A 13,331-nucleotide genomic window follows, 5' to 3' on the forward strand; every position below is an offset into this window, starting at 1 on the left:
CCGGGGGGTTGTGGGTCGACCCGGGGGCGGGGCGCCCCCCCCCGACAACGGAGGGGGCACCTCCCGTGCCCCCCTCGGGGGCTACGGGGGAGAGCGTGCGTGCCAGGGACCGCGAGCCCGGCAAGATCCGAAAGACACGCCCTGGTGAGCCGGACCGAAGCCCCCGGACGGGGCGCGTCCCTCAGCGGAGGCGCGCCCCGTCCGGTGGAAAGGGGCCCCGGTGAGATGGCGGCAAGCCTGGGGACGGCGTGCCGCCACCGCGCCGGGGCCCGCCTCTTGGTCCTGTCCAGCGGGTCTTCGCGGATCAGGGCGGGCCCCGGGAGAACGGCGCACGACCGCGAACGACCGCGAACGAGGAGAGAGAAACGGGATGGGACTTCGCGCACTGGTAAGGACATCGGACGGCTGGGCCGTCCAGCACGCCGTCGTGACCCTGACCGACAGAACCGGAATCCAGGTGGTGCGCGCCGACGCGGACGCCGACGGGGTGGTGGCCGCCGACACGGCGCTGACGCCTGGGCCGTACACCGTGATCGTGACGGCCACCGGCTTCGCGCCCGCCGCCGCGACCGCGTTCGTCACCTCCAGCGGTGTCGCCGACGCCGGGACGGTCGTCCTGACCCGGCAGGCCGGCGTCGACATGCCGCCGCCGGGCCTGTGGAACATCGACCCCGTGCACTCGTCGGTGGCCACGGTCGCCCAGCACCTCGGATTCTCCAGCGTGCGCGGGCGGTTCGGCGACTTCGGCGGGCAGATCAAGGTCTCGGCCGTGCCGGAGCGCTCCCGCGTGGACGCGGTCATCGACGCGGCGAGCATCGACACCGGCAACGGGGTGCGGGACAAGCACCTGCGGTCGCCGGACTTCCTGGATGTGGAGCGATTCCCGGAGATCACGTACCACAGCACGGGAGTCAGCCAGTCCGGGCCGGACCGCTGGCGGTTACGGGGCGAGCTGGCGCTGCACGGAGTCGTACGGAAGGTGGGGCTGGACCTGTCGTACCTCGGGACCGGGCCCGATCCATGGGGCGGCGAACGAGCCGCCTTCCACGCGACGACGGAGCTGCGGCGGGAGGACTTCGCCATCAACTACAACCAGATGGTGCAGGCGGGGATCGCGGCGATCGGCACGACGCTGCGGGTGGAACTCGACATTCAGGCAGTGCGGGAGGTTGATCCGCGGGACACGTCCGGGTCGTAGGCTGCGCGGCATGGCACCCAACATCGCGACCAACACCACCGTGGCGCTCGATGAGTTGCTGGAGTTCGTCCGGCCCAGGCACCACGCCATCCTGCTCACCACCCGTTCCGACGGCCGCCCCCAGGGATCGCCGCTGACCTGCGGCGTCGACGACTCGGGGCGGATCGTCGTCTCCACCTACCCGGAGCGCGCGAAGACGCGCAACGCGAAGCGTGACCCGCGCGCGAGCGTGATCGTCCTGTCGGACACCTGGGACGGTCCGTGGGTGCAGATCGACGGTACGGCGGAGGTGCTGGACATCCCGGAGTCGGTGGAGCCGCTGGTCGAGTACTTCCGCAACATCTCGGGGGAGCACCCGGACTGGGACGAGTACCGCGAGGCGATGGTGCGGCAGGGGAAGTCGCTCATCCGCATCACGCCGGAGCGCTGGAGCCCGATCGCCACGGGCGGCTTCCCGGCGCGGCTGGCTCCGCCGGAGTAGCGAGAGCGGGGGGCTTGGCTCAGCCGGGCCGGAGGCTTCGCTCAACTGCGGGCGCGCATCGCCTCGATGCCCGCGACGAGGACTTCGAGCGCGAACGTGAAGTCCCGTTCGCGCATCTCCTCGACCGTCTCGCCGCCGCGCGCCTCCATCAGCTCCTTGGCCTGGTCGAAACGGCCCCGGTACTCCGGCTGTTCGTGGATCGTCCCCATGGCGTGCCGGTAGTACTGATCCTGCGTCATCCCCGCCTCGGCGCATCTCTGGACGAAGTGGCCCTCGATCGTGCCGAAGCCGTACACGAACTGGAAGACGGCCGACAGCGCGCCCATCTGGCCGTGCGCGGGCAGGCCCGTGCCGCGCATGACCCGCCGCACGGCGGTGGAGAACTCCATCGAGTGCGGGCCGATGTTGAGGAATCTGCCGACGAGCGGGGAGACCCAGGGATGGCGGACGAGCAGGGCCCGGTAGCTGACGGCGAGAGCCCGCAGCTCGTCGCGCCAGTCGGAGCCGGCTGCCGTGCCCGACTCAGAGCCGGCGCCTGCCGGTTCACGGATGTCGATCTCCGTGTAGACGGAGTCCAGGGCGAGTTCGAGGAGGTCGTCCTTGGTGTCCACGTACCAGTACAGGGACATCGCCGTGACGCCCAGTTCGGCCGCCAGCCGCCGCATGGAGAACTTGGCCGCGCCCGCCGCGTCGAGCATCCGCACCGAGACCGCGGTGATCCGGTCCCTGTCCAGCCCGGTCGGATGGTCGGAACGCTCACTCCTGCGGCCTCGGGCTGCGGGCTTTCCCTCCAGCCATACGCTGGTCCGCAGGGACTGCTTGGCCTTGTCGGCAGCCGACTCCATCGATGAGCCTCCTCGGTTCCGCAGCCCGTTGGCGCGAATCCGATGCTATGCCGCGGATGTCCGGTGACGGTCCGTCCGTTCGGCACGGCGCAGCACCCGGCGGCGAGCGGACCGCCCGCCGCCGGGTGCTGCGGGAAGAGACTCCCCTACGGCGTGTGGCTACTTCTCGGCGGTCAGGTCGTAGAGGGTCGTGCCACCCACGGTGACCTCCTTGTACGTGGACTGGACCCAGCTGGTGATACTCGACCCGGCGCCTTCCGCGCCGCCGCGACCGCCGCCGAATCCGTCGCCGCCGAGGAAGTAGTGGATCTTCCCGTCGGCGACGTACCGCTTGAACTGCTCCAGGGTCGGCGACGGGTCGCTGCCGTTGAAGCCGCCGATCGCCATCACCGGTTCCTCGGCGGCGAGTTGATTGCTCGCGGCGTTCTGGGAGCCGGTCGTCGCGGCGACCCAGGTGTAGTCGTCGGCGTCCTTCTTCAGCGCGGCGACGACCTCGGAGCTGACGGACTGGCCGTTGAGCAGACCGGCCATACCTCCGGCGCCGCCTCCGCCTCCGCCGGCTTGCGGGGGCCGGCCTGGGGCCTGACCGCCGCCGGGGCGCGGTCCCCGGGCAGTGTCGGCTCCGCCGTCCATGGGACCGCCATCACCGCGGCCACCGCCACCGCCACCACCGAACCCGCCGCGTGCGGCAGCCGGGCCCGCCGTGACGATCGACCCCGTGTGCGCGGTACCGACCGTGGACAGCGTGTACGCGAGCGGTGCCGCGAGCGACGCGGCGACCGCCAACACGACCGCGCACACCGCGAGTCGGGGCGCGAAGGCACGGAACCGCCCCTCCCGTCCGAGTCGGCCCACGAGTGTCAGGGCGACGGCCGCGCTCAGCCCGCCCACCAGCACGGCCCAGCGCAGCCACGGCACATAGTCCGGCGTACGGCCGAGCAGGACGAACGCCCAGACCGCCGTCCCCGCCACCGTCACCCCGAGCGCGGCCGACGCCAGGAACCTGGCGCGCTCCTGCCACAGCACCGTCACACCCATACCGACCAGGGCGGCGATGTACGGCGCCAGGGCCACCGTGTAGTACTCGTGGAAGATGCCCGCCATGAAGGTGAAGACCCCCGCCGTCATCAGCAGCGCGCCGCCCCAGACGAGGAACGCGGCACGCGCGGTGTCCGTGCGTTCGGCCCGCCGGGTGAGCACCACGCCGACAACGAGCAGGAACAGCGCGGCAGGCAGCAGCCAGGAGATCTGACCGCCGATGCCGTCGCTGAACATCCGGCCGAGCCCGGTCCCACCACCGCGCCACCCGCCCCCGCCGCCTCCGCCGGGGAATCCGCCACCACCGACGCTGCCGGTCTCCTCGCCGTTGATACGGCCAAGACCGTTGTAGCCGAGGGTGAGTTCGAGGAAGGAGTTGTTCTGCGAGCCGCCGATGTACGGGCGGGAGTCGGCCGGCCACAGCTCGACGATCGCGACCCACCATCCGGCGCTGACCACCAACGCCGCCCCGGCGGCGGCCAGTTGGCCGATCCTGCGCCGGACGGACGTGGGCGCGCACACCGCGTACACCAGCGCGAGCGGCGGCAGGATCAGGAACGCCTGGAGCGTCTTCGTCAGGAAGGCGAATCCCATCGCGACACCCGCCCACACCAGCCAGCGCGTCCGCGCGCCCTCCAGCGCGCGCAGCACGCAGTAGACGGTGACGGTCATCAGCAACGCCAGCAGCGCGTCGGGGTTGTTGAAGCGGAACATCAGCGCGGCGACAGGGGTGAGCGCGAGCACCGACGCCGCGAGCAGCCCGGCCGCGGCGTTGAAGCGGCGGCGCACGGCCGCGTACAGGACCGCGATCGTGCCGACCCCCATCAGCGCCTCAGGCACCAGGATCTGCCACGAGCCGAGCCCGAACAGCCGTACGGACAGGGCCATCGGCCACAGCGCGGCCGGGGGCTTGTCGACGGTGATGGAGTTCGCCGCGTCCGACGAGCCGAAGAAGAAGGCCTTCCAGCTCTCGCCGCCGGCCTGAACGGCCGCCGAGTAGAAGGAGTTGGCGTAGCCGGAGTCGCCGAGACTCCAGAGGTTGACGAGCAGTGCCGCGAGCAGCAGCGCGAGGAAGGCGGGCCGCACCCAGGGTGCGTCCTCGGGCCTGCCGCGGCGCACGCGGTGGAGAAGGGTGCCGGTGTGGGGGGTGCCGGTGTGGGGGGTGTGGGTCATCGGGCGTTCCGTTCCTGGGACGTGGGCCGGTCGTCTCCGCCGCCGCGCCGGTCGGGGAAGACCCAGGCACGGAAGAGGAGGAAACGCAGCACCGTCGCCGCGAGGTTGGCGGAGATCAGTACGGCCAGCTCGGTGGTGTGCGCCGGGTTCCCGGAGGCGGCGTCGAGTGCGGCGAGCGAACCGCTGGTCAGCGCGAGCCCGATCCCGAAGACGACGAGGCCCTGCGCCTGGTGTCTCACGGCGCGCCCCCGGCCCCTCACTCCGAACGTCAGCCGGCGGTTGGCCGCGGTGTTCGCGACCGCCGACACCAACAGCGCGGCAGCATTGGCCGCTTGGGACCCGGAGGCCGTACGAAAAAGTGTGTAGAGCAAGAGGTAGAACAGCGTGGACAGGGCACCGACCACGCAGAAGCCGACCAGTTGGCGGGCGAGCCCGCCCGGCACACCGCTGATCGCGCGGTCGCGCGGATCGTCACCGAACGGCCTCGCGAGCCGGTCGAGCGGCAGCGCGCCGACGGCGAGCGCGCGCCCGACCCGCCACACGCCCTTGAGGTCGTCGACCGCCGTTCGCACGATGTGCACCCGGCTGTCGGGGTCGTCGACCCAGTCGACCGGCACCTCGTGGATGCGCAGTCCGGCCCGTTCGGCGAGCACCAGCATCTCGGTGTCGAAGAACCACCCGCTGTCCTCGACCATCGGCAGCAGCCGCTGGGCGACCTCGCCCCGTATCGCCTTGAAGCCGCACTGCGCGTCACTGAAGCGGGCGGAGAGCGAGGACTTGAGGATCAGGTTGTACGCGCGCGAGACGAACTCCCGCTTCGGGCCCCGCACCACGCGCGACGAGCGCGCGAGGCGCGAGCCGATCGCCAGGTCCGAGTGGCCCGAGATCAGCGGCGCGACAAGCGGCAGGAGGGCGTTGAGGTCGGTGGACAGGTCGACGTCCATGTAGGCGAGGACGGGGGAGCCTGAGTGCGACCAGACGGTACGCAGCGCGCGTCCGCGTCCCTTCTCCTCCAGCCGGTACGCGGTGACCTCGTCGATCGAGGCCGCGAGACGGGCCGCGACGGCGGGCGTGCGGTCGGTGCTCGCGTTGTCGGCGACGGTGATGCGGAAGCGGTAGGGGAAGGTACGGGCGAGATGGTCGTGGAGCCGCCGTACGCAGGGCTCCAGATCCCGCTCCTCGTTGTGGACGGGGATCACGACGTCGAGCACGGGGAGGCCGGGGACGCCGGTGGGGGCGCTCGCGCCGGGCGCTCCGGCCGGGAGATGTTCCCTGGCCGGGAGGCTGCCCCACGGAGTGTCGGTGTCAGTTCGCATGGCACCGACACTCGGCGGTCAGGCTGTCACCGCAGTGTGGTGAGCCTGTGGTGCGGCTGTGAGTTCAGGGCCGGCGGGCGGTCGGCGGGTAGGGCCGGCACGGCGGGTACGGCGGCCGGGAGCCGGACGGTGAACACGGTGCGGCGGCCGGGCTCGCTCCGTACGGAGACTTCGCCGCCGTGCGCGGTGACGACGGCGTGGACGATGGCGAGCCCGAGACCGGTGGAGTCGGCGGCGGTGCGTGGGGCGTTGGTCGTGCCTGCGGCGTTCGCCGTGCGTGGTGGGTTCGCCGTGCGGGAGCGGAAGCGGGAGCGGGACGCGTCGCCGCGCGCGAAGCGTTCGAAGACGTGCGGGAGCAGAGCGGGCGGGATGCCCGGCCCGTCGTCCGCCACATCGAGGAGCACATACGGTTCGGGGGTGTCCATGGTGCGTACGCGGGCCGTGACGGTCGTGCCCGGCGGGGTGTGCTTGCGGGCGTTGGCCAGCAGGTTCACCAGCACCTGATGCAGCCGGGACGCGTCGCCGTACACGTACGCTGGCTGGTCCGGCAGTTCGAGCCGCCAGTGGTGTTCCTGCCCGGCGGCCCGCGCGTCGCTGAGCGCGTCCACGACGAGCGGCGAGAGGTCCATGGTCTCGTACGCGAGCGGCCGTCCCGCGTCGAGCCGCGCCAGCAGCAGCAGATCGTCGACCAGCCCGGACATCCGTTCCGCCTCGGACTCGATCCGGCCGAGCGCGTGCCGGGTGTCGGGGCCGATCATCTCCCGCCCGCGCCGGGTGAGTTCGGCGTAACCACGGATGGAGGCGAGCGGTGTGCGCAGTTCATGGCTCGCGTCGGCGACGAACCGCCGTACCCGGGTCTCGCTCTCCTGCCGCGCGGCGAGCGCCGAACCGACGTGCCCCAGCATCCGGTTGAACGCGGCGCCGACCTGCCCGACCTCGGTACGCGGGTCGGCCTCGGTGTCCTGAAGGCGCGTCAAAGGAGCCACTTCACCGCTGTGCAGGGGGAGTTCGGAGACACGGGTGGCGGTCGTCGCGACGCGCCGCAGCGGTCGCAGCGCCACCCCGACCAGGACCCCGCCCGCGATCCCGGCGGCCGCGAGTGCGGCGACGGTGACGCAGACCTCGACCACGATCAGGGTGGCGAGGGTGTCCTGGACGTCGCTGAGCGGGACGCCGACGACGAAGGAGCCGTTGACGCCTTCGACGTACTCCGCGCGGTACTCGCCCAGGTCCGCGAGGGTGACGGTGTGCGAATCGCCGTCACGTGGGACGGCGGCGAGTGCGGCCGTCCGGGAGGCGCCGAGCGCGTGCCCCGTGACCTGCTGGCCCGGCTCGTCGCCGCTGGTCGGAGCGCTGATCAAGCCCCGGCCGACATCGCTGGGGCCGGTCCCGGTCAGCTCGACGCCGACCGTGCCGATCGGGGCGCCGCCACCCGTGATGGTCCTGAGCGGCTCCCTCCCCTCGGCCGGGCGGGGCGGTGTGAAGCCGGCCGGCAGTTCGTCGCGGCTGTGCGGCCCGGCGGCGCGTTCGGCGATCGCGTGGACCTGGGCGTCCAGCTGGTCGTACTGGTACGAACGGAAGGCGATGGTCGTCACCGCGCCGATCACCGCGGCGACGACGGCGATGAGCGAGACGGCGGATACGACGAGACGGGTGCGCAGGGACCAGCGCCTGGGCGTGGCTGTGTTCGCCGGTCGCCGGGCAAGCGCTCGTACTCGATCCCTCAGCGTCACCACCTCGGTCACTCCCCCGGCTTGATCAGGTATCCCGCCCCGCGCCGGGTGTGGATCATGGGCGACCGGCCGGCGTCGATCTTCCGGCGCAGATACGAGATGTAGAGCTCCACGACGTTCGCCTGGCCGCCGAAGTCGTACGACCACACGCGGTCGAGGATCTGCGCCTTGCTCAGCACGCGCCGCGGGTTGCGCATCAGGAAGCGCAGCAGCTCGAACTCGGTCGCGGTGAGATGGATGGACTCGCCGCCCCTGCTGACGTCGTGGCTGTCCTCGTCGAGCGTCAAGTCACCGACGACCAGGGCGGATTCGCTGCGTACGGCGGCGGTGCCGGAGCGTCGTATCAGCCCGCGCAGCCGTGCCACGACCTCTTCCAGGCTGAAGGGCTTGGTGACGTAGTCGTCACCGCCCGCGGTGAGCCCGGCGATCCGGTCCTCCACGGCGTCCCTGGCGGTGAGGAAGAGGACGGGCACCCGCGGCAGCTCCGCGCGCAGCCGCCCGAGGACGGCGATGCCGTCCATGTCGGGCAGCATCACGTCCAGCACCACCGCGTCGGGCCGGAACTCCCGCGCCGAACGCAGCGCGCCCGCGCCGTCGCCCGCGCTGCGGACGTCCCACCCCTCGTAGCGAAGGGTCATGGACATGAGCTCGGCGAGCGAGGCTTCGTCGTCCACGACAAGGACCCGGACGGGGCTGCCGTCCGGCTTGATCATCTCGGTGCGCCCCCTGGGCGAGGTGACGGTCATGGAACCCACACTGGGGAGTCCGCCTGAGAACGCCCTTGCCGCTTTCTGTGAATTCCCTGAGAACGCGGGCGGGCGCGCGGTGTCCCCCGGAGCCGGAAGCTCCGGGGGTCACCGGGGTAGGCGGGTGGGACGCGTCAGTCGCGATCCTCGCGATCCTCGCGGTCGTCACGGGCGGCGGCGCGGCGGGCCTCGCGGCGGCCGGCGTAGCGCTCCTTGCGGTTACCGGTCCTGGCCCACTCCTGCCGTTCCTTGATGTGGGAGCGCACTTTGCACCCGGCACAGCAGGGGCGGCTGATCAGCGACATGAGGGTGCACACCCAGCGGCAGCGTGTGTCCGTGTCCTCGCGCGTCGGGCGGGGCGGCAGATCGCAGGGGCCGTGACGGTGGTCGTGAACGGGCAGGGGGTGGTGCTCCGCGTGGCGGACCCACGGCGGTTTGGTCTTGTCCGTGCGGGACATCTCGTTCCTCTCGGAACCCGCCGCCCGTGCTCCCGGAGCCTCCGGGCGGGCGGCTAGGTCGTCCGCTTCACGGCGCTCACCTCCTTCGTTGCTGTGAACAGCCTTTCAGGATAAGGGGAATGACGCTCCTCAGGCCAGCCCTTTCGGGTCCAGCCCGAAGAGGCGGACCCCGTTCCCGTAACAGACGGCGCGTGTCCAGTCGTCGCCGAGACCGAGCCCTTCGAGGGCCTCCAGCTGGTGGAGATACGGGTACGGGATGTTCGGGAAGTCCGTCCCGAGCAGGATCCGGTCCCCCAGATCCGCGAGCCGCGCCTTGGCGTCCGCCCCCGCCGGGAAGGGCGCGTAGGCCTCGCTGAAGTCGGTGAACGCCATCGTCGTGTCGAGCAGGACCCCGTCGTACCGGTCCGCCAGGTCCAGGAAGTCCGCGTACTCCGGCATCCCCATGTGCGCGACGACCAGCCGCAGTCGCGGATGGCGCGCGAGCAGCCGCCCGACGGGCTCGGGTCCGGTGTACTTGCCGGGCTGCGGGCCCGATCCGCAGTGCATGACGACCGGCACGGTGGCGTCTGCCAGCAACCCCCAGACGGGGTCGAGGAGTTCGTCGTTGGGGTCGTAACCCCCCACCTGGAGATGGGACTTGAAGATCCGCGCGCCGGACTCGACGGCTTCGCGTACGTACGTCTCCACGCCCTCCTCCGGGAAGAGGGTCGCGGTCTGGAGGCAGTCGGGCGTGCGCGCGGCGAATCCGGCGGCCCAGCCGTTGAGCCAGTCGGCCATGCCGGGCTTGTGGGGGTAGAGCATCGAGGTGTACGCGCGGACGCCGAACGCACGCAGAAGCGCGACGCGCCGGTCCTCCTCGTGCCGGTAGGTGATGGGCCACTCCATGCCGGTGAGGGGGCCGACGCTGTCGAAGTACGCCCACACCTTCCGCAGGACGCGGTCGGGCATGAAGTGCGTGTGTATGTCGACGAGTCCGGGCAGCGAGAGCCGTGCCCGGAACTCCCGCACGGCCTCGATCTCCGCGGCTGCTTGATCATCCATCCCTCCAGAGTCCGGCCCGGAGGGGCGTGCTGTCCAGGGGGGTCAGAAGAGCCCGTCCTGTACGGCGCCGTCCCCCACCTCGCGTACGGGAACGGTCACGTCAGCCCCGTTCGCGCCCGCGCCCGCCGCTCCGGTGAGGTCCCAGCCCCGCAGGAGGCGGGTGTCGAGGACGAGTACCGCGCCGTCCCCGCACTCCAGATGCAGATCGGGCCCGGCGGCGGCGACGAGGCGCCCGGCGACGCGGCCTCCGTCGACCAGCTCGCCGATCACGCCGGTGACGGGCGGGGTTCCGGCGAGCCCGAAGACGTCGACGTGATCGACCGGTTCGAACGCGGCGCGCTCCAACGACTCGGGCCATCCGGCGAGGGCGACGGCCCGCCCGTACAACTCGCCTACTTCCTGGGCGCGTTCGGCCCGGCCGGTGGGCAGTGTGGCGCGTACGGCGCGCTTCGCGGCGTAGGGCACACGGTCCGGCACGCCCAGCGCCGTACGCAGCAGCTCCTCGGTCCGCCGCGCGGCCATCAGCGGCCCGCGCCCGAGCCGGGTGAACACGACGGCGCCCTGCTCCAGCAGCCGCGCGGCCCCGCGCGCCTCGGCGGTGATCCCGACCTTGACCATGCCGGGGCCGAACCACGCCAGGTAGACGGTGTACGGCTGCGGGTCGTCGGCGACGGTGTCGGCGGCCACGGACCGCGACCGGTCGAGCCGGGCACAGTCGGCGCACTGCCCACCGGTACTCCGCCCGCCCACGCCGGCCCCGAGCGGACAGTCCTGCCCCCGCACCCCGGCACAGCGCCGCACCCCGCCGGCCCGGAACCCGAGCTCCCGCCCGTACACGAGCCCACTGCGCCGCTCCCGCGCACCGTCCCGCCACAGGAGCTCCCCACCGCCGTCGCTCCACCGCAGCCCCTGACACCGCCACGCCATACGCGCTCCTCAGTCCGCCGGCTCGAAGGAGATCGCGGCCGCCCATACGACCACCTCCACCTCGTCCCCGAGCGCCCACTCGGCGACCCGCGACACCGTCGCCGCCGGGACGATGTCGCTGATGCCGTCGGCGGGGACGTCGTACGTCGCGTGGGCGTCGTGCGGTAGTACGACCCGGTAGCCGCACGCCCTGCACCCCGCGCCCACAAACGTTCAACGCAGCCACGTGCTGTCCGGACCGCCGAAGAGCTCGGCGGGTGCCGCAAGGAGCACCGTACGGAGCGGCGTTTCGATCCAGACCGGATCGAACGCGAGGCCCGTCGTACGTTCCATGAGCGCCAGCGACTCCGCGCAGAGGTGGTCCATGTGAAAAACGACGCCTTCCGCCCACGCGGGAACCTCCGGCCGGGGGTCCAGCCAGTCCGCGTCCTCCGTCTCGAAGGGGTCGAAGACACCGTCCACCCGGCCGTCGACCGCCCGCATCACCTGCCTGCGGGCGTTGACGTCGAGGTGGACGCTGAAGAACTCACCGCCGTCCGCCGACGCCCGCCGGGCGATCTCCGGAAGGCTGCCGTGGTACCCCCACTCGATGGCGACGACATGCTCCTTGCCGGTGACCACGCGTAGCAGCTCGTAGTCCTCGTACAGATGATCCGCCTGTTCGTCCGCGGCCTCGGCGAACGTCATGAGCCGCGAATCCCCGGGATCACCGCCGAACGCCCGGATCACGTCGTCCTCGGACTTCCCGGCGACGACGGAGAAGGTGTACGCCTCCGGCGCGTCCGTATCGGCCCACGCGTACCGAGCAACGAGGTCTTCCCACACCGCGACGTCTCCCTGATCCCTGGTCCCTGGGGGCTGAGCGCTTCCGCCACCGAGGCGGCGCACTCTACGGCCTGCGGGCGGGCGCCCGCCGCGCCGGGCACACCGCCAGCCCCCGACGGCCCCCGGCGGCTCAGGCCCGCGGAATGTCCCGCCCGGTCTGCCGGTACTCGACCAGCAGCACCCGGCCGTCCAGCACCCGCTGCCCGACCAGTTCCAGGTCCGCCGCGGCCACGCCCGCGAAGAACGGTTCGCGGCCCGACGTCCCCACGAGCAGCGGGAACGTCATCAGCCGCAGCCGGTCGACGACGCCCGCGTCGAGAAGCTGCCGGGCGACGGAGAGGCTCCCCATCGTGCGCAGCGGTACGTCGCTCCCGGCCTTGAGCCGCCCGATCTCGCCGACGAGGTCGGCACGGCAGACGCGGGTGTTCGGCCAGGAGACCGTCTCCAGCGTGGTTGAGAACACGACCGCGTCCAGCTCGCTCATCCGCCGCCACGACTCGTCACGCGCCTCCTCGGGCAGCCCCGCCAGCGCCTCGTACGTCCGCCGCCCGAAGACGACCAGCTGCGGCTGGGCCGACTCGGTGGTGATCCACTGCTCCAGGTCGGGTCCGAAGTACCCGAAGTACCCGGGCGAGTTCTCCCCGCCGGCCCATCCGTCGACGGAGACGAAGATATCGACAGTCAGTGTCTGCACAGCTACTCCTTCAGGATTCTCGGGGCGGGACGACCCCACCCTGAGGAGACGTCGGAGCCACACCGGACTTCTCGACAGGCCGTTGGGCCAGGCACGGGGTAGGGGTGCTCCGCGGGTAGGAGGCGTCGTGCTGCCGCCAGGTCCCCGTCCCGTACGTGGTCGTGAATCGTGTGCGCGAGTGGGGTGATGTCGGTGATGGAGACCGTCCACTCGTCCGCGTAGCGCTGCGCGGCTTCTCCTGTGAGACCGAGCTGCAGCGAACGGTGTGGAAGCGCTCGCAGGTGCAGGTCACGCTCCGGGTCCCACTGAACCCGAGCCGGAGACCGCTTCAACTGCCGTTTCCAGGTCGCGCGGTCAGGATGCAGCCCGTGCTCATAGTGGGCCAGGCAGGCATGTTCCAGGGCCCATTCGAAGCCTTCACGGGTGATCTCGACGGCGAGGAGGGCTTCCTGGCCGTCCTTGGAGCCCCATCCGCTCCGGTACATCATCCAAAGGAAGGAGGGCTTGATCCATGTCATCCGGTCCCGCTGCCAGACCGCCGGAAAGCGACCGTCCCTGGCCGCGGGAAGGCCGATCTCCGGCCGGTACGCCTGATAGACGGTGATCGTGGAAGCGGTGTATAGGGCGCGGATCTGGTGCTGGGGTTCTGTCACGGTGTCCAGCGTGGAAGCACTGTTCGACGCGCGCCATCGAATTAGCGGCACGCCATGGGGCGTTCGATCATCCAGCGATGCCGGCCCAATCGCTGGGAGGTCTCGCGTCTAAGGGCTTGCAGATCATTAACACGTTGTTTTGATCTTGTTGTCCTCGTCGGCCTGTGCCTGGACCCGGTCCTGAAGGGTGGCGAGGGCCGCGG

Annotated in this window: 13 protein-coding genes and 1 pseudogene; 2 read left to right on the plus strand and 12 right to left on the minus strand. The window is 71.6% G+C overall.

The window, feature by feature from the left end:
* Positions 1–370 precede the first annotated feature (370 nt).
* Together ACFWV8_RS37295 and ACFWV8_RS37300 are read left to right on the plus strand one after the other, a co-directional pair.
* A complete protein-coding gene (locus ACFWV8_RS37295; protein WP_384214806.1) occupies positions 371–1,198 on the plus strand; it encodes a YceI family protein in 828 nt (275 codons plus the stop codon).
* Between the two features lie 10 nt (positions 1,199–1,208).
* Complete coding sequence (locus tag ACFWV8_RS37300; protein WP_384214808.1) at positions 1,209–1,679, plus strand: PPOX class F420-dependent oxidoreductase; 471 nt, start codon at positions 1,209–1,211, stop codon at positions 1,677–1,679.
* A 41-nt stretch (positions 1,680–1,720) separates the two neighbouring features.
* On the opposite strand, the gene ACFWV8_RS37305 is transcribed toward ACFWV8_RS37300, so the two are convergent.
* From ACFWV8_RS37305 to ACFWV8_RS37360, 12 genes and pseudogenes are all read right to left on the minus strand, one after another.
* On the minus strand, positions 1,721–2,524 hold the full coding sequence (locus tag ACFWV8_RS37305) for a TetR/AcrR family transcriptional regulator (RefSeq protein ID WP_384214810.1): 804 nt from the start codon (positions 2,522–2,524) through the stop codon (positions 1,721–1,723).
* Between the two features lie 159 nt (positions 2,525–2,683).
* Positions 2,684–4,735 carry a glycosyltransferase family 39 protein gene (locus ACFWV8_RS37310; protein ID WP_384214812.1) on the minus strand — a complete coding sequence of 684 codons (2,052 nt, stop codon included), beginning with the start codon at positions 4,733–4,735 and terminating at the stop codon, positions 2,684–2,686.
* Positions 4,732–6,051 carry a glycosyltransferase gene (locus ACFWV8_RS37315; RefSeq protein WP_384214814.1) on the minus strand — a complete coding sequence of 440 codons (1,320 nt, stop codon included), beginning with the start codon at positions 6,049–6,051 and terminating at the stop codon, positions 4,732–4,734. The genes ACFWV8_RS37310 and ACFWV8_RS37315 overlap by 4 nt, the downstream gene beginning before the upstream one ends.
* Before the next feature lie 26 nt (positions 6,052–6,077).
* On the minus strand, positions 6,078–7,778 hold the full coding sequence (locus tag ACFWV8_RS37320) for a sensor histidine kinase (protein ID WP_384214836.1): 1,701 nt from the start codon (positions 7,776–7,778) through the stop codon (positions 6,078–6,080).
* Positions 7,779–7,792: 14 nt separating this feature from the next.
* Complete coding sequence (locus ACFWV8_RS37325; RefSeq protein ID WP_384214817.1) at positions 7,793–8,530, minus strand: response regulator transcription factor; 738 nt, start codon at positions 8,528–8,530, stop codon at positions 7,793–7,795.
* Between the two features lie 134 nt (positions 8,531–8,664).
* On the minus strand, positions 8,665–8,988 hold the full coding sequence (locus ACFWV8_RS37330) for a hypothetical protein (protein ID WP_384214821.1): 324 nt from the start codon (positions 8,986–8,988) through the stop codon (positions 8,665–8,667).
* Positions 8,989–9,117: 129 nt separating this feature from the next.
* A complete protein-coding gene (locus ACFWV8_RS37335) occupies positions 9,118–10,029 on the minus strand; it encodes an amidohydrolase family protein (RefSeq protein WP_384214823.1) in 912 nt (303 codons plus the stop codon).
* Between the two features lie 42 nt (positions 10,030–10,071).
* On the minus strand, positions 10,072–10,956 hold the full coding sequence (locus tag ACFWV8_RS37340; RefSeq protein WP_384214825.1) for a DUF2797 domain-containing protein: 885 nt from the start codon (positions 10,954–10,956) through the stop codon (positions 10,072–10,074).
* Positions 10,957–10,965: 9 nt separating this feature from the next.
* Positions 10,966–11,139 (minus strand): annotated as a pseudogene (locus ACFWV8_RS37345) (cysteine hydrolase); the annotation flags it as partial.
* Positions 11,140–11,169: 30 nt separating this feature from the next.
* On the minus strand, positions 11,170–11,781 hold the full coding sequence (locus tag ACFWV8_RS37350; RefSeq protein ID WP_384214827.1) for a DUF6461 domain-containing protein: 612 nt from the start codon (positions 11,779–11,781) through the stop codon (positions 11,170–11,172).
* Positions 11,782–11,911: 130 nt separating this feature from the next.
* A complete protein-coding gene (locus tag ACFWV8_RS37355; protein ID WP_384214830.1) occupies positions 11,912–12,475 on the minus strand; it encodes a dihydrofolate reductase family protein in 564 nt (187 codons plus the stop codon).
* Between the two features lie 2 nt (positions 12,476–12,477).
* A complete protein-coding gene (locus ACFWV8_RS37360; protein ID WP_384214834.1) occupies positions 12,478–13,128 on the minus strand; it encodes a DUF4291 domain-containing protein in 651 nt (216 codons plus the stop codon).
* Positions 13,129–13,331 lie beyond the last annotated feature (203 nt).

This window comes from Streptomyces sp. NPDC058665 (assembly GCF_042714995.1).
In the GTDB taxonomy this organism is placed as follows: Bacteria; Actinomycetota; Actinomycetes; order Streptomycetales; family Streptomycetaceae; genus Streptomyces.